Below are 20,276 nucleotides of genomic sequence, written 5' to 3'. Positions count from 1 at the left end.
AAGTCGATTGCTGGTCCTCAGGACGGGCGTCCCAGGCTGATCTGCACACAGTCTGGGACGTCATGCCACGGCAAATGACGGCTGTTGTCTCAGCGCGCTATCGCCCATTTGATGAAAATCATTATCTGAAGTGTCTGCTTCGAACGCGCGAGAAGGTAATCCGCTGCGTGGATCAGCCGGATTGTTGGGGCCTGCTCGATGCTACCTGCCGTCATTCTCGGCCTGCATTACCGCCACGTCGTAGGTTGGGCGGTCAGCGACAGGATTAAAAAGGATCTGGCGATCCGGGCGCTGGACATGGCGGTGCGGCTGCGTCAGCCGCCCGAGGGCTGCATTTTCCACTCCGATCGGGGCAGCCAAGGCGGATTCAACCGGTCGTCGCAACACCGGCTTCATACTGTGCGACCAGGAACTGGTCGAGGACTTCTGCGGGGGTTCTCCAGCCAAGCGTTTTCCGTGGACGCGTGTTCAGCGCGTGAGCAACGGCGTCGAGATCGCCTATGGAGTGCCGGCTAAGGTCGGTGCCCTTAGGGAAGTACTGTCGTAGCAAGCCGTTGGTATTCTCATTCGATCCGCGTTGCCACGGGCTTTGCGGGTCGCAGAAGTAGATTTCCAAGCCGCTGTCGATCTTGAGCTTTGCGTGCTGGGCCATCTCTGCTCCCTGGTCCCAAGTCAGCGATTGCCGGAGCTTCTCCGGTAGTTCGCGCATGGATTGGACGATGGCTTTGCGGACAGCTTCTGCCCCATGGCCGGCCAGCGGTTGGCGGTTCCTGATGCCTTGTCCATGTTGATATCCGTCCTCTCGCGGCAAATGCAGCAGCATGGTGAATCTGGAACTTCGTTCGACCAGGGTGCCGATCGCCGAGCTATGCAGTCCGAGGATGAGATCGCCTTCCCAATGCCCGGGAACTGCCCGATCCTCGACTTCCGCAGGACGCTCGCTGATCATGATGGCGTCACCGATGAAGGATTTTCCGCGCCCTCGTGCGCGTTCACGCGGCGTTCGTAGAGCCCGACCCGAGCGCAGACATGCCGTCAACTCCTGACGCAAGGCGCCTCGCCCCTGAATATAGAGGGACTGATAGATGGCCTCATGACTGATGCGCATGGCGGGATCCTCAGGGTAATCAATCCGTAGCCGATGAGCGATCTGCTCGGGGCTCCAGGCCACCGACCATCGTCGACTTTGTCGATGTACCGCACGGCGCTTCTTCCATATCACCTGCGGCCCGGCAAAGCCGATACCATCAGCATCCGTGATCTGACCGGTAAGGCGTTCTTCCACGTACATGCGCAATGCCGGATTGCTGGCCAGCTTCCCGGGGCGCGGGCGACGGCCGGCGCGGTGAGCGTGCCACTGTGCGGCGATCGGGCGATATTCCAGATTGCCGCCACGCGTGGCGGCATTGCGCCGCACTTCGCGCGAGATAGTACTGGCTGAACGTCCAAGTTTGCGGGCAATGGCGCGGATCCCGAAACCTCGCGCAAGTTCGAGAGCAATTTCCTCTCGCTCCTGGAAGCTCAGAAATCGACCACTGAGTGCTGGCGCCGATGGCGCCAAATGTGTTGGCGGCATACCTCCCGAACTCCGAAACCAACGTGGCCCCAGCGGTGTCGAAATACCGGCATCCGCAGCAGCATCTTCACTGCTACGCCCTCGAGCGATCGCTTGCCAGAAGCGGAAATGGTGCTCACGCTGCCAGGCAGGTGGGCGCCCCGGGGAGCGCAACCTCTCTCGGGTGCAGCGTTCTGATGCTCGACGGCCTGCCATGTTCACAACCTCCAATTTCTTGGTGTTGCGACGACCGGTTGAATCCGCCCAATATTGCTCCTACGCCTATCAAAAGAAGCTGCAGGCCTACGGCCTGCGTCCATCAATGAGCGGCAAGGGTAATTGCTACGACAACTCTGCGGTCGAGACCTTCTTCAAATCCCTGAAGGCAGAAATGATCTGGCGGCAGAGTTGGCCAACCCGGCGGCAAGCTGAAGCTGCCATCTTCCTGTACATTAACGGCTTCTACAATTCCCGGCGCCGCCATTCATACCTGGGTGGCATCAGCCCGCTCGCCTTTGAGGCCAAGGTGGCATAATGAGATAGGTGACCGGCGCAAAACCGTTACATCTGTGGACGCCCCTTCAGACGCAAGCAGAAAATTGGGTTCGGCGCGTAGTCGGATGCTGCCATCTGTCCGGCCTCATTTTGCAGAATGTACTGCAGGCCTGTATGGGAGTTCGCGGGTCAAATCCAAATCAAGTCCGCGTGCTTTGTGCACATTGTAACGGTCTGGTTTTTTGACCGCGTCTCGCCGACTGTTGTGCCATACCCTCCTTCGACCGACCGCGTCTTCCGACGACCTCTGGTGACTTTGGCGCGCTATACCGCCATTGCCACCGGAGCTTTGTAATCCTCTTCCTTCGTGAGCAGCGCCCATACGATCCGCGCTGTCTTGTTCGCCTGCGCCACTGTCACCAGCATGCGCGGCTTGCGAGCCAGCATTCGAGCAAGCCACGAACCTTCGGCCGCACCGCGCTTGCTGGCCTGACGCACAACAGCACTACTGCCGATGATCAGCAATCGCCGCAGTGTGCGCTCACCCATCTTGGATGTCCGTCCCAGCTTGGTTTTGCCGCCTGTAGATTTCTGCAGCGGCGTAAGGCCAAGCCAGGCGGCAAAGTCACGCCCCCGTTTGAATGTCGCTGCAGCAGGTGCGAGTGCCGTTATCGCTGTCGCTGCTATCGGCCCAACGCCCGGTATGGTCATCAGCCGACGAGCGACTTCATCTTCACGGGCTCGCCGCGCAATTTCCTTGTCGAGTTCCGCTATCCGGTGGTCAAACTCCTCAAGTATGCCGAGCATGACGTGGAACATCTCTCGCGCAGCCGGTGGTAGCGACGCGGTGACCGCATCATCGATCAACTCGCTAAGCTGCGCTACCCAGCTTGGACCTTTCGGTGCAACCCAGCCATATTCAGCCATGTGCCCCCGAATCGCATTAATCGTTTGCGTGCGTTGCCGGACAAGCAGATCGCGGGTCCGGAATACCAGTGCCGAGGCTTGCTGCTCCTCGCTCTTCACCGTCACAAACCGCATGTTCGGACGTTGCGCTGCCTCGCAAATCGCCTCGGCATCAGCGGCATCGTTCTTCTGTCGCTTCACAAACGGCTTCACGTAGGCTGGCGGAATCAACCGAACATCATGTCCCATACGGATCAGCTCCCGCGCCCAATGATGCGCCCCGCCGCAAGCTTCCAGCGCCACAAGGCACCTTGGCTGGGCAGCGAAAAAGGACAGCAATTTACCACGCGTAATCCGTCGGCTGAAAACCTGAAGCCCGTTCGCATCGGCACCGTGAGCATGAAACACATTCTTTGCGATGTCCAAACCGATCGTGCTAATCTCCAACATGGACGCCTCCTCAAGTGGTGTTCAACACCTCCACTATGGCACATCGATGCCGCCGGGGGGCGTCCACCCCATCAAGTCCAGCAGTCGATGTTCGTCAGGCGGACCATGCCTGATAAGGCAGGTTGAGGTCGTCGGCGACCGCCCTGAAGGCGATCTTACCCTTGTATACGTTGAGGCCAGCGGCGAGGTGGTATAGGCATCCATCGCCGCTTCCGCGCCCGGATCGCCAGATCCTTCTTCATCCTGTCGCTGACAGCCCAGCCCACAACGCGGCGGCTGTGTAGGTCGAGGATGACGGCAAGATAGAGCCATCCCTCCTTTGTCCAGACATATGTTCTTTAATTGATCGCTCGCGCTTGGTGATATTGCGGCTGTAGTCGGTCGACTGCAAGGTTCTTTTCGAAGTCTTCTCTGATGAGCGCTTCATCTCGGCAGCCAGGGCTTCGACGTCCCGAGGGTGATATTCGCGATGCACAGGGTGCTCGCACGTAGATCTCACGGGCTGGGTTGACAAGCCGGGACGCCGGGGCCGTCCACGCGAGGTGATCAACGCCGTGCGCTACCTTGTTCGTTCGGGCTGTGGCTGGCGTATGCTGCCGATCCATTTCGGGGCGTGGCAGACAGTCTATGGCTGGTTCCGGGAACTGGCTCGCAGGTTCCTGTTCCAGACAATCCACGACATCGAACTGATGCTCGATCGCGAGCGCCAAGGGCGGGAGGCCAGCCCGAGCGCAGCGGTGATCGACAGTCAGTCGGTCAAGGCACCATCGGCAGAAAAGCGCGGGTTCGACGCAGCCAAGAAGGTTGTCGGGCGCAAACGGCACATCGCCGTCGATACCGATGGCCGGTTGCTGATGGTCAACCTGACCACTGCAGACATTTCGGACAGCGCGGGCGCCCAGGCCATCCTCGATGGCATCCGTAAGCGCTGGCCGTGGGTCAAGCATCTCTTCGCCGATGGCGCTTATGACCGCCTCAAACTCATGGACAGGCCCAGCTATCTGGATTTTGTCGTTGAGGTCATCCGCCGTAGCGATCAGCAACAGGGCTTCAAGGTTCGGCCCCGACGATGGGTCGTCGAGCGGACCTTTGGTTGGATGATCAGATGGTGCCGATTGGTTCGTGACTATGAGAAGCGCATCGACGTCTCCCAGGCCATGATCCTCGTTGCCATGGGCGGCAATCTCCTACGCCGAAACGCTCACCCCTGAATTTCCAAACAGACCTCTCAGAGTGGACACAGGTTACATGGACAGTTGTGGTATTGCTATTAACATAATTCCTATTATCGCGCGTGTTTCAGTGTAAGCGCCGGATAGAAATGACACCCCTCTGCTGAATAGAAATGACACCCTTGGGCGTCCTTAGCAAAGCTTGGTGGCATGGTCCTCCTGGCAGTTCGGGAGGACGCGCTTATGACGGTGGTGGCGATGAGCCATGGTGAGCTTTCGCGGTTTGACACATTGATGCGCGTGGAGCGCGGCGCGCTTCGGGTTGAGGATGCGGCAACGCTGCTAGGATTGAAGCGCCGGCAGATTTTTCGGCTGCTTGAGCGTCTGCGCGCCGAAGGCGCCTCAGGCCTGGTGTCGCGTAAGCGTGGTCGGCCGAGCAACCGGCGTCACAGCGATGCCTTTCGCGCGCAGATTATTTCGCTGGTCCGAGAGCATTATGCGGATTTCGGTCCGACCCTGGCGCGCGAGTATCTGGCGGAGCGCCATGATATCGCGGTGGGCTGCGAGACATTGCGGCAGATGATGATCGAGGCGGGTATATGGCATGATCGCGCCGCACGTCGTTCTCGCCCTTATCAACCGCGCCATCGCAGGGAGTGCCGTGGCGAGTTGATTCAGATCGACGGCTCGGATCATGACTGGTTCGAGGATCGCGGGCCGCGCTGCACGCTGCTTGTCTACATCGATGACGCGACCAGTGAGCTAATGCACCTCAAGATGGTCGAGAGCGAAAGCACCTTTTCCTACATGGAGGCGACACGCGAATATATCGAGCGGCACGGTAAGCCGGTGGCCTTTTACTCCGATAAACACACGGTCTTTCGAAACCCCAAGGCGACGGCGAAGGGCGATGGCATGACGCATTTCGGGCGTGCGCTGGACGCGCTGAACATCGAGATCATCTGTGCCAACTCGCCACAGGCCAAGGGTCGGGTCGAACGGGCGAACGGCACGCTGCAGGATCGGCTCGTCAAGGCGATGCGACTGGAGGGTATCTCCTCAATCGGAGAAGCCAATAGCTTTTTGAGCAGCTACCAGACGACCCATAATGCGCGCTTCGCTCGCCCGGCAGCAAACAGTCGTGATCTGCACCGCCCTCTGGCACCGCGGGATAATCTCCACTCCGTCATGGTCTGGCGCGAACAGAGAACAGTCACGGCTGCGCTGACGCTGCACTATAACAAGGTTCTGTTCCTTCTGGAGCCGAACGCAATCAGCAAGGAGCTGGCGCGCAAGCGCGTGGATGTTTGTGAATATCCTAATGGCACGGTGGAGATCCGGCACGAGGGGCGCTCCCTCCCCTATAGCCTGTTCGACAAGATGCCCCGGATCAATCAACCTGCCATCGTCGACAACAAGCATCTCGATGCGGCGCTGGCTCGGGCAAAGGAGATCCAGGCGATCACGCCGCATCACCGGCAGCGGAACAACAATGCCCCTGCCCGCCGCGACCAGCCCACACATCTGTTCCCCGAGCCAGAGGCGCCAGCGAAAATCGATCGGCGCCGGTTAGGCCGTCCCAAGCTCAAACGCGGCCCACGGCTCAGCCAGGCGGAGTTACGGGCGCGCGGCACGCTCGAGTTCGTGAAGGCACGCTAAAGCGGCGCTGACCGAGCCCGCTGCCTGCGCAGCGGGTCCATGCTCATCCCCTCAACCTCACGCCATCAGCAGGGTCTGCGCTGCGCTAAGCCGAGGGCTCCACGCAGCCCCTGCTGTCATTAATGGTGTCATTTCTATCCGGGACAGATAGTGTCTTTTCTAACCGGTCCGAACATTTCAGTGTAAGAGTGGATTCTATCTCGAAGTGCGAAATCCTTGGTTTTATAAGGGTTGATCACTTTTTCAGGGAGGCACGCCATGAACGACTGCTCTATCTGAATGTCGCCGCCACGTCATGGCCCAAAAATGTCTGTTCTGGCCGGGCGGCTATCAAAGCGGAACTGGCGCAGCAGATCGGGATTCAGGGCCTTGGGCCGGGATCGCTGCCAAATGGCCGGTTGACGATCGCTAAGACCTCCCACGCTGTGAAAATCCGGTTGCGGGCGTAACCGGTTCGTTCTGACAGGATACCTGCCTCAACCAGTTGATCGATTGCGCTAAGGGCTTGCGGTCTCGATATGTCGAGCTTGTTTGCCATCCGCTTCGAGGTGACGACGGGATAGTCAATGAGGAGATCAAGCGCCCGCAGCGCTGCGGACTTTGCCCGAAACTTCCGTCGATTGTGCCATTCCGCCTTCAAGGTGTCGAGCGCGCCACGCGTTGCGAGGAGCTCTTCCACAGTTCCAGTTACAGCGTCGGACAGATACCCTATGAGAGGCGCCCATTCCAGTCGCTGCTGGGCCATTCTCAGCCCTGAATAATAGCCTTCGCGACTTGCAGCGATATAGGGCGCGAGGTAAAGCGGCACCTGTCCTTCCGCCGCCATCATCATCGGCAGCAACAGACGACCGACACGGCCGTTGCCGTCGCGGAACGGGTGAACAGCTTCGAAATGCGCGTGAGCAACCGCCATACGGGTTATGAGGCTTTGCGTCATGGCCTGCATACCCTCGCAACGCATATAAGCGGCTGTCTGTTCGAGACAGGCTCTCACATGGTCCGGCGGAGCTGGATTATAAGTGGATGTCGCTATGTGCCCCGTCCCGCCGATCCAGACGACGATTTCCCGCAGAGCGCCAGGCTCATCGGGATAGTCCGGATCGTGCAACATTGCCGCACGGTGGAGTTCCATGATTGTCTGCACAGTGAAAACATCGATGCCTTCAGCTGCCGCGCGAGGCAGCAGGCGATCAAGACTCAGCGCATAATCCCGCACTTGGTGAACCGCGTCACGAGCGTCGTCATCCTCCTCCTCAATTGCCAGGAGCTCATCGAGGGTGCTGTTCGTTCCTTCGATCGCCGAGCTGTCCACGGCTTCGCGTCGGCTCAGAGTTCGGCTAATCATATAAGGGCTCGGCAAGTGCGTAGCCATCGCTTCCACACGTCCAAGCATGATCAACGCTCTCTCATGTGCGGATTGCGCAGCGCCAAGCGATAACGCCACTTCAGGGGGTGCAAGTGGCACGACGCCATAATGGTTGGCGTGAGGTTCGGGATAGCGAGCCAGACGTTCGCGAACCGCCTGGGCCAGATTATTTCTATTCATCAAACCTTACCAAGCATTGTTGATCCGCAGCCTAGGTAAGTGTTATCGCTAAAACCCTAAACAAGGCAACGATTTTTGCCGTCGTTGGTTGGGGTTGTGCAGACTCGTTCGCTCACCATGTTATGCCCCACGGACGAGCCTTGGGTCGTAGGTCCATCTACGAACCTTCCGGCCGCTGATCCGCCCTGCATCCGGATGCGCTGGATTGATCAGCAGGTTGTTCTCCTCTGGCACGATGACCGAGGGTACGAGCATGAGTGCCGTTCGCAAGGATCGCGCCCATTCTGACCCTAAGGAAGTGCTGACGCGGCCTGCCGGTTCGGCATCCCACCCAACGGCTAAGCTTTCAGTTGTGGCAATCTCCGCCGCGCTAAGCAGGTCGTCGGGTACGATGATCTCGACTAGATAGCGATTGAGGGGGAGTCCGCCGGAATTGAGATGAACAACGGTTTCAAGACAGGCAAGCGCCCGGCTGCCGGCGGCATATAAAAGAGCAACGCCGATGTCATTCCAGCGTCCGCCCGTGATCTTGGCCCCAGATCCCGATAGGTCTTGGGCCTCATAGGCTTTCGTGTCGGTAGCGATCCGCCAGAACGTTGTCACGCAAAGGCGCCGCTCTGAATCTGCGCCAAGGTGCGCGATACCAGGGCTTGGCCTTCCATCGTATCGAGCAGGTCGATGGGGTTCACCCCACCAAGAGAGGGGAGCGGCTGCCGTAGCCAGGACGAGAGCCATTCGGGCGCATTGAAGCCGCTAGCGTCACCGGACTCCTCCACCATGTCCTCAAGTTGGCCGACCAGCTTGGCAAGGCCAAGAACCCGCTCGCTATCTTCGGCAGATAAGGACTGATTGCTCGCCGCCTTCTTGTTGACCGTGGCTGTCTTGAGGTTCAGTGCGTCGAACATCACCTTCTGGTCCACGTGCATCGCAGCAATGAAGCGCTTTAGGTCACGTGCCGCGACGCCCCGTCTGATGAACCCAATGCGATCAACCGGCGAGGCGCGGTACAACGCTTTATACGCGAACGGTGGCACACCCTGCCCCGAAGGCTTTCGACGCTCGATCTCCAGCTCAGCCATGGCAATGCTCCTTCGAGCATTTATATAGCTTGTTTGAGCATCGCTTACAAGGCAGGCCGTGAGAGAAGAAGTCACGCGCTTGGCCTCATGTTTCCTCCCCGTCGCGAGCATTATCCCACATTCAGCCAGCTGCTGAATTTGTGGGATAATGGAGGCATACTAGGGGTGCTCTTCTCATCCGATAAACAAGCCCATCCTGGGCAATCTCCGGCAGCGGCTAACCGCCATTTTTCATCGAGAGAGGTACAAACTGAGCAACGTGACACATTCTGCATTCTGTGCCATGATTGTTCTATCGTGTCTTTCCTTTCGTCCTGGGAAAGGTGAGCAGGAGCAGCGCCATGACGGTACAAGTCAAGATAACGCCTAACGGCCGAATGAGCCTACCGGCCGATATCCGCAAGAGGCTCGGCCTTACTCGTGGCGGCGCCTTGCTGGTCGAGGAAACTGAAGACGGCATCATCCTGCGTACCGTCGCACAATCGATCGCGCACGCGCAGACACTGGCGAAGCAATATACCGGCGACAATCCCGAAGCATCCGTAGATGCGTTCCTCCGCCATCGCCGCGAAGAATCCGGCGAATGAGCGAAGTGGTGCTCGATGCCTCGGCGCTCCTGGCGCTTCTTCGGGCCGAGACCGGCGCGAACATGGTCGCAGAAGCGATTGCCGATGCGCGCATGTTGAGCGTCAACTATGCGGAGGTGATCAGCCACTTCATCCATGCGGGCATGCCTGCCGAGCAGATTGACGCAATGCTGAAGCCCTTGCCCGTGGCCGTCGTCGAGGCCGACCGGGCTCTCGCCACGATCGCTGGGCGCCTGCGCGCAGTGACCTCAAAGGTCGGCCTGTCACTCGGCGACCGTTTCTGCCTCGCCCTTGCGCAGCGCGACGGGTTGCCTGCGCTGACCGCAGATAAGCAATGGCGCACCGTTGCTGACGCAGCGGGCGTTACAGTCCGCGTGATCCGCTGACCTCGTGATGGAGCCTGGGTCCTGGTCGGCACGCCGCGAAGGCTGGACGCCCCAGAGCGAAGATGCCCGCGACGATGGTGACGTTGACTATGCGCGCGTGATCCATTCCGCCTCGTTCCGCCGATTGCAGGGCAAGACCCAGATCCTCAACCTGGGTGACAGCGACTTTTATCGTACGCGCCTCACGCACTCGCTCGAAGTTGCGCAAATCGCAGGCGGCATCGCCCGCCAACTTGAAAAGTCCTACCCCTCTCATCCGGCAACCCCGCTACTGCCTGATCGCGGCACGATCCACTCGATCGGCTGCACGCATGACTTTGGCCACCCGCCCTTCGGACATGGTGGCGAAATAGCGCTTAATTACTGCATGCGGCAGAAGGGTGGTTTCGAAGGCAATGGTCAGACGCTGCGGATCCTCGCTCGTCTCGAAAACTTCTCGGCGCAGGCGGGCGCCAACCTCTCGCGCCGGACCATGTTTGGGGTGCTGAAATACCCTGTCGCTTACAGCCGCGTCGCCCATCCCCAGCTCGTCCCCGCGCTGCTCAGCGGCCCGACCACCATCAAGATCCTGAACGGGCGCCTCAGCAAGCCGCCTAAATGTTATCTCGACAGCGAGCAGGATGTTGTTGACTGGATCCTGGCCCCACTTTCCGTCAGTGACCGGGATATCTTTCAAACCTTCGCGCCGCAGCACGGCAAACATGGCAAGCCGCTCTACAAGGCGCTGGATTGCTCGATCATGGATGCTGCCGACGACATCGCCTATGGCGTGCATGATCTTGAGGACGCGATCGCGCTCGATCTCGTCACCAAGGACGCCTTTGCCGCTGCACTGCACGACAAGTGCACGGCATTTCTCGACGCGCTAAAGGCCAAGTATCCGGGCGAGAGCGCAAACGATGTTTTCGGTCAGCTTGTCGATGGCCTGTTCAGCGGGCCCGCTTCGCGCAAGCGGTTCATTGGCCGCCTCGTCCATCATTTCCTCACAGCAGTGGAGTTTGTCGAAAGGGAACAGTTTGCCGAACCGCTGCTGCGCTGGAGCGTGCGCGTGGCATCGCCCCAACGCGAACTGCTCGATCATCTCCAAAGCTTCGTCGTGCGGGAGGTCATCGCGTCACCAGCGGTCCAGCATCTCGAGTTCAAGGGCCAAGCCATGGTCGTCGCCGTCTTCGAGGCGATGGAGGCGGATCCTGGCCGCCTGCTTCCACGCGAAGAATTTGCAAAGTTCGAAGCGGCGGGTGGCGATCTCCGCGTGATCTGCGACTATGTCGCAGCGATGACCGATACGCATCTTTTGAAAACCTATGAGCGACTGTTCTCGCCACGCATGGGTTCGGTATTCGATCGCCTCTGATAGGACCGTGGACGGCTGCGCTTCTTTTACCATTTGCATAAATCGTGACAGAGCTGCGTCCAAGAACTTTGCTTCCCAGATCAAGAGTGCCGTTACAATTTGATTTGCTATCGCGGGCAGCATCCACCGCTGGGTCAACGAGGAACGATGTTCAACATTTCCTAGCCGCCCCGCCCAAACCATATGAGCTGAACATGGGCAGTTGTCAGTAGAGATATCGACCCTAGCCAAACCAAGTCTCACCGGCAGTCAAAATTCAGGTTGAATTCGCTTCAGCATCAGGCGCCAGAAGCCTTCACGGCCCGTCTCATACATGATGACATTTACTTTCTTATGTCCTGCGTGCAGAAGAGCGCCATCACCACAACAGGCGGGTCAATCCTCATGGCTGACGAGAACAACACCGACATCACTGCGCTTACCGTTCAACTGCTGAGCGCGTTCGTTTCTAAAAATTCGGTTCCAAGCGAGAGCCTCGCTGAGCTGATCAAGACCACGCGCGCCGCTTTGACCGAAGACCTCGCTGCGCCCGCTCGAGACGTTGCGCCGGACCATGTTCCGGCCGTGTCCGTTCGCAAGAGCATCGCATCGCCTGATCACATCATCAGCCTGATTGATGGTAAGCCCTACAAGACGCTAAAGCGGCATCTTGCAACCAATGGCTTGACCCCTGAGCAATATCGCGAGCGCTACAAACTGCCCAAATCCTATCCCCTGGTTGCACCCAATTATTCCGACGCGCGCCGCGCGGTCGCCGAGCGACTGGGCCTGGGCAGGAAGACAGCAGCTGGGCCCGCAACTGCCACAGCCCCCTCCCCCGCCCGTCCAGCACCTGCCGCCAAAGCCATCGTTGCTCCAACTCCTGCTAACGCCGACGCGCCGAAGGCAGCCAAAAGGCCTGCAGCGGCCAAGGCGGAAGCCGCTCCCACTCCAAAGGCAAACGTCAGCGCCAAGAGCAACAAAGCAGAGGTCAAGGCACAACCGCGCAAGCGGCTGTCGATCTTCTCGGCCAAAGAAAAACCAGCGCCCAGCGCAATGAAAGCTGATGCGGACCGCAGCGGCGCTTCCAAGGCCAAGTCGATAAAGGCTGCTGCGCCGAAAGCGGAAGTGGCAAAGCCGAAGGCGGCACCGAAGCCTGCGACAAAATCAAAGGAAGCTAAGTCAATCGACGCTGCTGCGGCGTCGGTGAACGCAGCGCCCGCCGCGCGCTAAGCGCAAGTGTCAGCCCAGTTCCGTCATTGCGGAACTGGGCAATGACCGATCAGCACGGCCTACACACAACTACAGTTCAGCAATCACCAATGCCTCAAGAATTGAGCCTCGCTGTCGTGGGCGCGCTCCATCCAAATAGCGATGGCTCCAACCGTCAGTTCGAGATCCGCATGCTCAATCCTGGCGATCCCATTTCGCTCGTTCTTGAGCCCAACAACAAGGCAGATCCTTCAGCCGTTGCGGTTTTCTCCTTCCGCGGCATACAGCTTGGCCATCTGTCAGCCGAGCGATGCGGATGGATCGGGGCGAAGATCCGGCAAGGACAGGATGTCAGGCCAATCTTCCAGTCGGCCACAGCCGACGGGGCGGTGATCCGGGTGCACCTCGATGGCGGCATCCCGCGTCTCCCCTCCCCTGCGCCAGATAAAGTCCTTACTGGCGAAGAGCGCTATAGGGAGGACGCTGATCCAGACTCAGGCTTCTGGACAGATTATCTGCCCCCTGACGAGTGAGTGATTTTCTGCAGCACGACTAATGCAGGCGTCCCAGCGCGCGCTTGGCGTCCGCTGTAATCGTGTAGACGGCCTCGCGCTGGGCGCCGCGGTTGGCATGATCGACCCGGAAGCCCTTATAGTGCCGCCGGAGCAGGCCCGCGCGCACAAGATCGGAGGCTGCGCGACTGATGCTGGTCCGTCCGGATCGCAGAATGCGTGCCTGGGCTTCTTGCTCGATCAGCATCTGCGCTGCGGCGGGGTCCTCCGGCAGTTTGCCGCTCGCTATCAGGTCGGCGCGCGCAGCATCGATCAACGCGCGACGGCGGCCGTCACGCTGCGCCAGGGGAATGAGGGCGCGGCAAAGCCAATCCCGCACCGGCAGCAGTGCGCCTTCATAGCGCACATAGGGGCCGAGGCTGTCGCCAGCGCCAGCGGCCTTATGGATCAAATTGAGGACCATGAACGCGTAACGCGGCCGCTTTGAGACCTGCGATATGCGGTCGATGAGATCAGGCAAGGATCCAAGACTTGAGACCGGATCGCACTGATCGAAGAGGTCGGGTTGGTGGAACATAAGATGAATCTAGCACAAGCTGACTCGCTGTGAATCCCCCTCCCCCTCTCCCCATGCACAAAAAACGCATGTGTCACTTTACCTAGAGGCCGTTCCGCACGGGGAAACGCATTGCCGCGAGCGCAAAAGCCGATACACAAAGCACTCCATTTCTTGAGAGAGCATCATCATGAACAATAGCGCACTTGCCGAAGCCGTTGCAGCCGAACAGGGCATCACCAAAAATGATGCGCGCAAATATGTTGACGCTGTCTTCACCGCGATCGCCAATGCCGCTGCCAATGGCAATGAGGTCAGCCTCAACGGCTTTGGCAAGTTCAAGGTCAAGGATTCCCCTGCCCGCGAAGGCCGCAATCCGGCAAATGGTCAGACGATCCAGATCGCTGCTTCCAGGAAGCTGACCTTCACCCCTGCAAAGGCGGTCAAAGATCAGCTGAACGGCTAAGCCAAAAGGGGCGTCCACATTGCTGGGCGCCTTCCCCACGGCCATATGTCACTTCATCACCCGGTAAAGTGACACACCTGCCACTGCCAATCGGCTGTTCACGTTAACAACGTCGGTGCCGTTCGGCCAGTCTATGCGAACGCATGCCGAGGGCGCATGCGTGTCGCCACCACCATCAGCTGTTAAATAAAAACCCCGCCTTCCAAGAGGAGAAGGCGGGGCGCCCAGATCAGGGAAAGCCTTTATCGGCCTTCAACGCTTCCTTCGCACCTGAAATTGCGGATTACTGCCGACGACATAGGGGGGCAGGACATCGCGCACGTGCCGATGCCTAATGCGGTTTGCCACAGACGGCAGCCGCACTATGATCCCCGCCCAACGACTCTACAGGAGAGCAAGAATGAGAACGTCAAACGACGCCGACTGTTTGTTGCCGCCCGCGAAGCACGACACGCATCATGCATTAAATGATATGATCCGCAGTAGCCATGCTGAAGCGATCTGCGTCAGCGATGAGTTCAATGCCCGCAGTCAGGTCCGTGCTCTGGCAGCGCTGCGCCCTCCCGCGGTGATGCACTAAATTCTTGATTCTTCAGCATCCACTTGTTGTGGCCGCAACGCGAGCATAGCTCAGCGCTAGTCTTCTGTATGAGCGTCGCCTTCATTGGCGAGGCCGTCAGCGATCATCGCAGCCAGTGTCTCTTCTGCACGGCGGCGAACAGCGGCATCCTTCGCTTCCAGATCATGACGCAACCAAAGGGGCGCGCGCTCTATCACGCGCAGAATCGTGGCGTTGGTTTTGGCGTCCATGGCGCCGCCTATGCCGCCGACGCTCTTGCCACGCAATGGCCTGGCCGTCGGCACGATCAATACGGTTGCACAAAACGCATTCGCCTCTCTAGTGGATGCATTTGCGGCCGGGGTCGAGCGATGACAGAGGGGACCTGCCTTTCAGGCATCCTCTCCTAAAACTTAATAGGCCGGTCAATTGACCGGCCATTTTTTTGTTCATGGCGATAGCAGGAAAGCAGCGTGGGTCGCATCGAACGCGGCTTTGGTGAGGTAAGCCAAGCCAAAGCGCCCAGCGCTTCGTCCAAGATTCCCCCGCCTCTAGTCCAGAGGAGCAGCCTTAAGCGCTCGCCTCTCAACAACGGCCCGTTACAACCTTCCGGTGTCAAACGCCTCTCCTTCGCCAACGCCCTTGCCGTTGCGGTGGACACGTGCAAATGCAAAGGCCACATCGAGGTACGCTATGGTTGATCTACTCTATCCCCCGCTAGCTTTGCCTGAGATTGGCGACGGTAGCGCGACCGAAGTAGCTGACGGCGTCTTCTGGTTGCGTATGCCGATGGACGGTAAGATTGAAGCGATCAACCTGTGGGCACTGGCAGATGGCGATGGCTGGACCATCGTCGATACAGGATTACGGAATACCGAAACTGCAGCGGCATGGCGGCGGGCCTTCGCATCAACGTTAGGCAACCGCCCCGTCCACCGGATCATCGTCACTCACCTCCATCCGGACCATAGCGGCATGGCCGGCTGGCTGGCGCAGAAACAGCCTGCGCGCCTCTGGATGACGCGGCTGGAATATCTCACTCTCCGCGTGCTTACCTCTTACACCGGGCAAGAGGCTCCCGAAGAGGCCATTCAATTTTACCAGGCAGTGGGTTGGGATGAGGACGCGCTCGATCATTATCGGGCCCGCTTCGGAGATTTTGGTAAAGCGGTGTACCCGCTGCCTGACAGCTTCCAGGCGCTGGAGGATGCTCAACGGCTGCTGATCGGTAGTCGCGAGTGGATCGTGGTTGTTGGTAGCGGTCATTCACCCGAACATGCTCTGCTTTACTGCCCCGCAGCGAAACTGCTGATCTCGGGCGATCAAGTGCTGCCGGAAATCTCCTCCAATGTTTCGGTGCAGCCTCTGGAACCCGAGGCAGACCCCCTGACCGACTGGCTGACAACGCTCAAGGCGATCCGCGCACGCGTGCCCGACGATGTGCTGGTGCTGCCCTCGCATGGCAAGCCATTTTACGGGCTGCATACACGCATTGACGCTCTCCTCGAAGGGCATGAAACCGGCCTGGAAAAATTGCTTGCCCTCCTCGCGACACCCAAAAGAGCGATCGACGTTTTCCCGGCCCTGTTCAAGCGAGAGATACATAAGGGACTTCTGGGCCTCGCCACAGGGGAGAGCCTGGCCCATCGCGCATGCTTACGAACCCGCAAGCTCGTGACGGAGGAACACGACAGCGCAGGCATTCGGTGGTGGCTAGCTTCGTAAATACGGGATGGGCAGAACCCATCGTAAGAATTCCCAACCGGATTGCCGCCGCGGCCCAAAGGTTTAAGCCGTTTCCTGTTGAGGCAGTGCCTCAAATTCTAACGAGGAAGATACCGGCAGGTCTTTTTTGCCGCTGGCGGCATGCCAAGGCTCTCAAATCATTCTGATGCTCCCCCCGACCCGCAATCACCTGCGAGTTCCAGGTCGGTATGGCGACATCTTGAAGAAGCCCGGTGCGGTCACCCCGATTTCCAAAAACATTGCGGGGATGGGCGCACATCCTAAGCAATCTGGGGGACAACGATATTCCGGACTATCGCTGAGGGCATATGGTGGCGATCTTGCCCGCCCATTACTGACCTGGTTAAGGGCTTTGCCCCCGGGAGCCCGTGTCCAGGCCGACGCGGGCTTTCTGGTTTATATCAGCGGGGCGTTTGTTGCAGGGACCCCCCAACGCCCCAGTCAAACCTTTGGCCTATACCGTCCGCCGGATGTGGCCCGTGTGTGACTGTTATATCATCGGGACATCAGCAGATCTTGAGAGCGAAACACAGGTCATGCCCAGGAAGGTCTCCGTCATCAGCGCCATCGCGCTGCTATCAGCTCCAGCGACCGGACTGGCGAAGGCAGGGGATCCAATCCCTAACAGTTACATATGCACCTTTACGCCTGGACCGATCAGTTCTGGGTCAGAGGCCCGCATATCTGTTGCGGCAGTCGGTGGCCGCATCAAACATGTTTACAGCCGTGCGTTGAACGGCTTTTCTGCTCATATGCCGGCGGCAGCGGTGCAGAAGTTGCTGGCGAAGAATCGGCTGATCAGCGGCTGCACTCAAGATCGTGTCGCGTCCATTCCTCCGACCCTGGTCGGCGAGATCAGCACACGCGGAGGTCCTCCGGGTGGGGGTGCTGCGTCCCAAACCATGCCTTGGGGCGTCAAGCGAGTGGGCGGCGGGGCAAACTCCAGTGGTACCGCCTGGATCATCGACACCGGCATCGATCGCAACCATCCTGATCTCAATGTTTCCGGCACCGGAAACGTCGACTTCATAGCCGGCGGAGCGGTTGCCAATGATCCCAATGGCCACGGCACTCATGTTGCGGGGATTATCGGAGCCATCAATAACAGCTTCGGCGTGGTTGGTGTTGCGGCGGGTGCGCGCCTAGTGTCTGTTCGCGTGCTCGATCAATATGGCAATGGATCTGACAGCGATGTAATCGCGGGTATTGACCATGTCATCACTAACGGCGCACCAGGGGACGTGATAAACCTCAGCCTTATCACGGATCCGCTGGCTACACTTGATCAGGCGGTAGTGAACGCGGCGAAGTCCGGATTTTATATTGCTATTGCCGCGGGCAACAGTTCTGCGAATGCAGGCAACTATTCGCCCGCGCGCGCAGGTTGCGCCGAAGCGGGATGCGAACGCATCTATACCGTCTCGGCTATCGACAGTAAGGGCGTTTTCGCGCGCTACTCCAACTGGGGCAATCCGCCGATCGATTATGCCGAGCCCGGCAGTTCAGTCCTGTCCACCTATAAAAACGGAACTTATGCGACCCTCTCCGGCACATCGATGGCCGCGCCGCATCTCGCGGGAATATTGCTCCTTCATGGTGGGACTCCACCAGCGGCGGGAGGCCAAGCTACTCGGGACCCTGACGGTACCGCCGATCCGATTGGGGTGAACTAATATGTAGCACCTCCCGTCTTGGCCCGGATCAGCCATGTCCCTCGACTGCGAGCCCCGCGAGCATCTCGGCCAACATTTCAATATTATCGACATCGCCTTGAAGTGCATCGTTCAGCGCGCATTCCACCTTGGAAGCCATGAAACGCGAGGGGCCTGCATATGCGAGAGTCCAGGTCAGAAATCGTCGAACCTCATAAGGTCCAGCGGCAAGCGTTCGAACATCCTCGTGACGGGAATCTCGAAGGATGCTTTGTTTAAGTTCGGCGATGGCAGCCGGCGAACCTTCAAGATATTGCGAGAAGCGCTGCCCGGTGAACATAAGCGCCCCTGTCACGCCTAAAGACCGGTTTCGCGGTATCGAGCTGTTAACGATCTCTCGCACATGATCATCGGCCTGCAGGGGCTCTAACCGACTTGTGCTTATATAAAACCATCTGTCGAACATCCTATCGCTATAGGACATCTGTACAAAAGGAGTAAAGGCGAGGCGCGTGGTGGGGACCGTTTAGTACGCCTCGCCTTTCCCGGTGGCCCTCCCTTGGGGGAGGAAAGGACCGATCGAAGAACCCCCTTTTGCCGATTCGTGGTTAACAGGCAATCAGCGCCACCATCGTAAAAATACGACATGGGGCAGCGCCTATTCCTTAGACTTGCAGCCCTAGCGCCCCTCCCAAAATGGGAGGTCTGCCATGTTTGAACAGAAAATCGAGGCGTTCAGGACCGATGGCGACGGCGCGGATCTGCGCCGTCATGCTCGTCGGACTGTGTTCAAATCAGCTTTGCTTTACCCCGTACTTGAAGAAGCCAGCTTGTCGATCACGAATGTCTCGAGCCAAGGCCTGAGCGGCCGGAGCGCACTCACTTTAGGCCTGCGCGACCAGGTGCATGTCAGTTTCAATACATTGGATTACCTCACCGCCGAAGTCCGATGGACGAACGGCAGCCAGTGCGGTTTGCTGATGGAGGAGCCGCTGCTTTGGCTTGGCGGGCATGAAACTCTGATCGATCAACTGGCGCCCGCCGATCAACCAAGAGAGTCTCGTGTCTCGGTGGACATGTCCGCTACGCTTGTTACGTCAGCGCCGGCGATGGTCGGGACGATCCGAAATCTGTCGATTGAAGGGATGATGATAGAGGCCGGTGGCCTCAGGGAAGGTATCAGGCTGCTGGTTAGAGCGGTTTTCGATCAGTTTGGATCATAGCCGCACGAGCTGAAGTAGTTGGCACATTCGGCGGGCTGGAAGATGTCCACGAGCCTGCCGATGAGGCCCCACAGGCCGCTGACGGTGCGCTCACCTGCTTTTCGGAGCATGGCCTTGAGGCGAGAGAAGGCCTTCTCGATCGGGTTGAAGTCGGGGCTGTAGGGCGGCAGGAAGCGCAGCGCTGCCCCTGCCGCCTCGATCCGGTCGCGGACAGCGGGGCGCTTATGGCTCGACAGATTGTCCATGATGACGACGTCGCCAGGCCGCAGCTCCGGTACGAGAACCTGCGCGACATAGGCTTCGAACCAGTCACCGTTGATCGGACCGTCCAGCACCATCGGCGCGACCATGCCACTCATGCGGAGGCCCGCGACGAGCGTGGTGGTCTTGCGATGGCCATGCGGGTATCCCATCCGCAACCGCTCGCCTCTGGCACAACGGCCGTGACTGCGGGCCATGTTGGTGGCGGTCCACGTCTCGTCGATAAACACCAAGCGTTCCGGCTCCAGATCGACCTGGTTCTCGAACCAGTCGTGGCGCTGCCTCAGGACGTCGGGGCGGTCTTGCTCGATGGCATGCCCAGTCTTTTTTTGCGCGTCATGCCTCGTCGGGCGAAGAAGCGGTGCAGCCCGGCAACCGACACCGTCAGGCCCGCTTCGGCCAAGGCAATGCGCAGTTCTTCGAGCGAGATGTCCTTGCGCGCCTCCCACAAGGCCAGGATATCGGCGGCTCGCTCCTCCACTCGGCGGGATCGCATGTCGCCGCCTTGCGGCTTGGGAGCGAAGGCGCCGGTTTCCAGACGCTGCGCCTGCCAGCGAATGGCTGTCGATGGCGCAACCCCAAAGCGCGCCGCCGCTCCTCGGCAACTCAGCCCGCCATCAATCGCCGCCAGAAGCCGCGTGCGCAAATCCATCGACAGAGGGTGACCCAGCCATGCCGGCCTCCTTCACCAGCACAGATTCTGAATCACAAATCAGACCGGAGGGAAATCCCTCATCGATTCAAAACGGTCGAAAACCGCTCTAAAAGCCGCGGTCGGGGCATTCGCATGGGCCGGGTGCAATGGTCGAGCGGCGGCATGGCGGGAATATTCTTTGAAAGCGGGATTTAGAGAATAGGGCTCAATTTTCCCGCAACCAAATCTGCAAAACGGCGTTTAGCGCAAAGGGGGGAGATCAGTCG

Annotated in this window: 20 protein-coding genes and 4 pseudogenes; 14 read left to right on the top strand and 10 right to left on the bottom strand. The window is 59.2% G+C overall.

From position 1 onward, the window contains the following. Nucleotides 1-207: 207 nt before the first annotated feature. Nucleotides 208-360 (top strand): annotated as a pseudogene (locus ACWNC0_RS06330) (DDE-type integrase/transposase/recombinase); the annotation flags it as partial. Nucleotides 361-367: 7 nt separating this feature from the next. Here the strand turns inward: ACWNC0_RS06330 and ACWNC0_RS06325 are convergent. Continuing rightward, the gene (locus tag ACWNC0_RS06325) at nucleotides 368-1,771 is read right to left on the bottom strand and encodes an IS30 family transposase (RefSeq protein ID WP_449470393.1); all 1,404 of its coding nucleotides are present in this window, start codon (nucleotides 1,769-1,771) and stop codon (nucleotides 368-370) included. 46 nt (nucleotides 1,772-1,817) lie between these two features. Here ACWNC0_RS06325 and ACWNC0_RS06320 point away from each other — a divergent pair. Next, nucleotides 1,818-2,090, top strand: a pseudogene (locus tag ACWNC0_RS06320) (IS3 family transposase); the annotation flags it as partial. 284 nt (nucleotides 2,091-2,374) lie between these two features. On the opposite strand, the gene ACWNC0_RS06315 reads toward ACWNC0_RS06320, so the two are convergent. Together ACWNC0_RS06315 and ACWNC0_RS06310 are read right to left on the bottom strand one after the other, a co-directional pair. Further along, a complete protein-coding gene (locus ACWNC0_RS06315) occupies nucleotides 2,375-3,406 on the bottom strand; it encodes an IS110 family transposase (protein ID WP_449470391.1) in 1,032 nt (343 codons plus the stop codon). 209 nt (nucleotides 3,407-3,615) lie between these two features. After that, nucleotides 3,616-3,741 (bottom strand): annotated as a pseudogene (locus ACWNC0_RS06310) (DDE-type integrase/transposase/recombinase); the annotation flags it as partial. Between the two features lie 177 nt (nucleotides 3,742-3,918). Between ACWNC0_RS06310 and ACWNC0_RS06305 the strand changes: the two are divergent. Both ACWNC0_RS06305 and ACWNC0_RS06300 read left to right on the top strand, forming a co-directional pair. Further along, nucleotides 3,919-4,617: pseudogene (locus tag ACWNC0_RS06305) on the top strand (IS5 family transposase); the annotation flags it as partial. 204 nt (nucleotides 4,618-4,821) lie between these two features. Beyond that, nucleotides 4,822-6,237, top strand: coding sequence for an ISNCY family transposase (locus tag ACWNC0_RS06300; protein WP_449469841.1), 1,416 nt, complete (start codon nucleotides 4,822-4,824; stop codon nucleotides 6,235-6,237). A 361-nt stretch (nucleotides 6,238-6,598) separates the two neighbouring features. Here the strand turns inward: ACWNC0_RS06300 and ACWNC0_RS06295 are convergent, their stop codons facing one another. The 3 genes from ACWNC0_RS06295 to parS form a co-directional block, all read right to left on the bottom strand. Continuing rightward, nucleotides 6,599-7,783, bottom strand: a complete 1,185-nt coding sequence (locus tag ACWNC0_RS06295; RefSeq protein ID WP_449470390.1) for a Fic family protein — start codon at nucleotides 7,781-7,783, stop codon at nucleotides 6,599-6,601. A gap of 120 nt (nucleotides 7,784-7,903) precedes the next feature. After that, nucleotides 7,904-8,386: a type II toxin-antitoxin system Prs ADP-ribosylating toxin ParT gene (parT, locus tag ACWNC0_RS06290; protein WP_449470389.1), complete on the bottom strand. Its 483-nt coding sequence runs from the start codon at nucleotides 8,384-8,386 to the stop codon at nucleotides 7,904-7,906. Further along, the gene (gene parS, locus ACWNC0_RS06285) at nucleotides 8,383-8,862 is read right to left on the bottom strand and encodes a type II toxin-antitoxin system Prs ADP-ribosylating antitoxin ParS (protein WP_449470388.1); all 480 of its coding nucleotides are present in this window, start codon (nucleotides 8,860-8,862) and stop codon (nucleotides 8,383-8,385) included. Before parS ends, parT begins: the two co-directional genes overlap by 4 nt. A gap of 341 nt (nucleotides 8,863-9,203) precedes the next feature. Between parS and ACWNC0_RS06280 the strand changes: the two genes are divergently transcribed. From ACWNC0_RS06280 to ACWNC0_RS06260, 5 genes are all read left to right on the top strand, one after another. After that, nucleotides 9,204-9,449 carry an AbrB/MazE/SpoVT family DNA-binding domain-containing protein gene (locus ACWNC0_RS06280; protein ID WP_449470387.1) on the top strand — a complete coding sequence of 82 codons (246 nt, stop codon included), beginning with the start codon at nucleotides 9,204-9,206 and terminating at the stop codon, nucleotides 9,447-9,449. Then, entirely contained in the window at nucleotides 9,446-9,835 is a 390-nt protein-coding gene (locus tag ACWNC0_RS06275) for a type II toxin-antitoxin system VapC family toxin (RefSeq protein WP_449470386.1), read from the top strand. The genes ACWNC0_RS06280 and ACWNC0_RS06275 overlap by 4 nt, the downstream gene beginning before the upstream one ends. A 7-nt stretch (nucleotides 9,836-9,842) precedes the next feature. Continuing rightward, nucleotides 9,843-11,189 carry an anti-phage deoxyguanosine triphosphatase gene (locus ACWNC0_RS06270; RefSeq protein WP_449470384.1) on the top strand — a complete coding sequence of 449 codons (1,347 nt, stop codon included), beginning with the start codon at nucleotides 9,843-9,845 and terminating at the stop codon, nucleotides 11,187-11,189. A gap of 384 nt (nucleotides 11,190-11,573) precedes the next feature. Further along, the gene (locus tag ACWNC0_RS06265) at nucleotides 11,574-12,401 is read left to right on the top strand and encodes a MucR family transcriptional regulator (RefSeq protein ID WP_449470382.1); all 828 of its coding nucleotides are present in this window, start codon (nucleotides 11,574-11,576) and stop codon (nucleotides 12,399-12,401) included. An 89-nt stretch (nucleotides 12,402-12,490) separates the two neighbouring features. Beyond that, nucleotides 12,491-12,913: an HIRAN domain-containing protein gene (locus ACWNC0_RS06260; RefSeq protein ID WP_449470381.1), complete on the top strand. Its 423-nt coding sequence runs from the start codon at nucleotides 12,491-12,493 to the stop codon at nucleotides 12,911-12,913. 19 nt (nucleotides 12,914-12,932) lie between these two features. On the opposite strand, the gene ACWNC0_RS06255 is transcribed toward ACWNC0_RS06260, so the two are convergent. Then, nucleotides 12,933-13,355, bottom strand: coding sequence for a hypothetical protein (locus ACWNC0_RS06255; RefSeq protein WP_449470379.1), 423 nt, complete (start codon nucleotides 13,353-13,355; stop codon nucleotides 12,933-12,935). A 283-nt stretch (nucleotides 13,356-13,638) separates the two neighbouring features. Between ACWNC0_RS06255 and ACWNC0_RS06250 the strand changes: the two genes are divergently transcribed. After that, nucleotides 13,639-13,914 carry an HU family DNA-binding protein gene (locus ACWNC0_RS06250; protein ID WP_449470377.1) on the top strand — a complete coding sequence of 92 codons (276 nt, stop codon included), beginning with the start codon at nucleotides 13,639-13,641 and terminating at the stop codon, nucleotides 13,912-13,914. A 400-nt stretch (nucleotides 13,915-14,314) separates the two neighbouring features. Continuing rightward, nucleotides 14,315-14,494, top strand: a complete 180-nt coding sequence (locus ACWNC0_RS06245) for a hypothetical protein (protein WP_449470375.1) — start codon at nucleotides 14,315-14,317, stop codon at nucleotides 14,492-14,494. 56 nt (nucleotides 14,495-14,550) lie between these two features. On the opposite strand, the gene ACWNC0_RS06240 is transcribed toward ACWNC0_RS06245, so the two are convergent. Beyond that, on the bottom strand, nucleotides 14,551-14,724 hold the full coding sequence (locus ACWNC0_RS06240; RefSeq protein ID WP_449470373.1) for a DUF6771 family protein: 174 nt from the start codon (nucleotides 14,722-14,724) through the stop codon (nucleotides 14,551-14,553). A gap of 442 nt (nucleotides 14,725-15,166) precedes the next feature. On the opposite strand from ACWNC0_RS06240, the gene ACWNC0_RS06235 reads away from it, so the two are divergent. Both ACWNC0_RS06235 and ACWNC0_RS06230 read left to right on the top strand, forming a co-directional pair. Next, complete coding sequence (locus tag ACWNC0_RS06235) at nucleotides 15,167-16,198, top strand: MBL fold metallo-hydrolase (protein WP_449470371.1); 1,032 nt, start codon at nucleotides 15,167-15,169, stop codon at nucleotides 16,196-16,198. A gap of 470 nt (nucleotides 16,199-16,668) precedes the next feature. Beyond that, nucleotides 16,669-17,892, top strand: a complete 1,224-nt coding sequence (locus ACWNC0_RS06230) for a S8 family serine peptidase (protein ID WP_449470370.1) — start codon at nucleotides 16,669-16,671, stop codon at nucleotides 17,890-17,892. Between the two features lie 28 nt (nucleotides 17,893-17,920). Here ACWNC0_RS06230 and ACWNC0_RS06225 read toward each other — a convergent pair whose 3' ends face one another. Then, nucleotides 17,921-18,337: a BLUF domain-containing protein gene (locus ACWNC0_RS06225; protein WP_449470369.1), complete on the bottom strand. Its 417-nt coding sequence runs from the start codon at nucleotides 18,335-18,337 to the stop codon at nucleotides 17,921-17,923. Between the two features lie 244 nt (nucleotides 18,338-18,581). Between ACWNC0_RS06225 and ACWNC0_RS06220 the strand changes: the two genes are divergently transcribed. Beyond that, nucleotides 18,582-19,094, top strand: a complete 513-nt coding sequence (locus ACWNC0_RS06220; protein ID WP_449470367.1) for a PilZ domain-containing protein — start codon at nucleotides 18,582-18,584, stop codon at nucleotides 19,092-19,094. On the opposite strand, the gene ACWNC0_RS06215 is transcribed toward ACWNC0_RS06220, so the two are convergent. Then, nucleotides 19,079-20,025 (bottom strand): IS630 family transposase gene (locus tag ACWNC0_RS06215; RefSeq protein ID WP_449470523.1). Its coding sequence is split into 2 segments (ribosomal slippage): nucleotides 19,079-19,689 and nucleotides 19,689-20,025, totalling 948 coding nucleotides; the frame shifts between segments, so codons are not numbered across the junction. The two genes, ACWNC0_RS06220 and ACWNC0_RS06215, sit on opposite strands and share 16 nt — an antisense overlap. Between the last annotated feature and the right edge of the window lie 251 nt (nucleotides 20,026-20,276).

The sequence above is a fragment of the Sphingobium chungangianum genome, assembly GCF_977014255.1.
The sequence above is the reverse complement of the archived record's forward strand: the minus strand, read 5'-3'. Positions and strand labels throughout refer to the sequence as shown.

Coding starts and splice junctions, on each gene's coding strand:
- ACWNC0_RS06325 (WP_449470393.1), bottom strand. CDS start 1,771: ATGGCAGGCCGTCGAGCATCAGAACGCTGCACCCGAGAGAGGTTGCGC.
- ACWNC0_RS06315 (WP_449470391.1), bottom strand. CDS start 3,406: ATGTTGGAGATTAGCACGATCGGTTTGGACATCGCAAAGAATGTGTTT.
- ACWNC0_RS06300 (WP_449469841.1), top strand. CDS start 4,822: ATGACGGTGGTGGCGATGAGCCATGGTGAGCTTTCGCGGTTTGACACA.
- ACWNC0_RS06295 (WP_449470390.1), bottom strand. CDS start 7,783: ATGAATAGAAATAATCTGGCCCAGGCGGTTCGCGAACGTCTGGCTCGC.
- parS (WP_449470388.1), bottom strand. CDS start 8,862: ATGGCTGAGCTGGAGATCGAGCGTCGAAAGCCTTCGGGGCAGGGTGTG.
- ACWNC0_RS06280 (WP_449470387.1), top strand. CDS start 9,204: ATGACGGTACAAGTCAAGATAACGCCTAACGGCCGAATGAGCCTACCG.
- ACWNC0_RS06275 (WP_449470386.1), top strand. CDS start 9,446: ATGAGCGAAGTGGTGCTCGATGCCTCGGCGCTCCTGGCGCTTCTTCGG.
- ACWNC0_RS06270 (WP_449470384.1), top strand. CDS start 9,843: ATGGAGCCTGGGTCCTGGTCGGCACGCCGCGAAGGCTGGACGCCCCAG.
- ACWNC0_RS06265 (WP_449470382.1), top strand. CDS start 11,574: ATGGCTGACGAGAACAACACCGACATCACTGCGCTTACCGTTCAACTG.
- ACWNC0_RS06260 (WP_449470381.1), top strand. CDS start 12,491: ATGCCTCAAGAATTGAGCCTCGCTGTCGTGGGCGCGCTCCATCCAAAT.
- ACWNC0_RS06255 (WP_449470379.1), bottom strand. CDS start 13,355: ATGGTCCTCAATTTGATCCATAAGGCCGCTGGCGCTGGCGACAGCCTC.
- ACWNC0_RS06250 (WP_449470377.1), top strand. CDS start 13,639: ATGAACAATAGCGCACTTGCCGAAGCCGTTGCAGCCGAACAGGGCATC.
- ACWNC0_RS06245 (WP_449470375.1), top strand. CDS start 14,315: ATGAGAACGTCAAACGACGCCGACTGTTTGTTGCCGCCCGCGAAGCAC.
- ACWNC0_RS06240 (WP_449470373.1), bottom strand. CDS start 14,724: ATGGACGCCAAAACCAACGCCACGATTCTGCGCGTGATAGAGCGCGCG.
- ACWNC0_RS06235 (WP_449470371.1), top strand. CDS start 15,167: ATGGTTGATCTACTCTATCCCCCGCTAGCTTTGCCTGAGATTGGCGAC.
- ACWNC0_RS06225 (WP_449470369.1), bottom strand. CDS start 18,337: ATGTTCGACAGATGGTTTTATATAAGCACAAGTCGGTTAGAGCCCCTG.
- ACWNC0_RS06220 (WP_449470367.1), top strand. CDS start 18,582: ATGTTTGAACAGAAAATCGAGGCGTTCAGGACCGATGGCGACGGCGCG.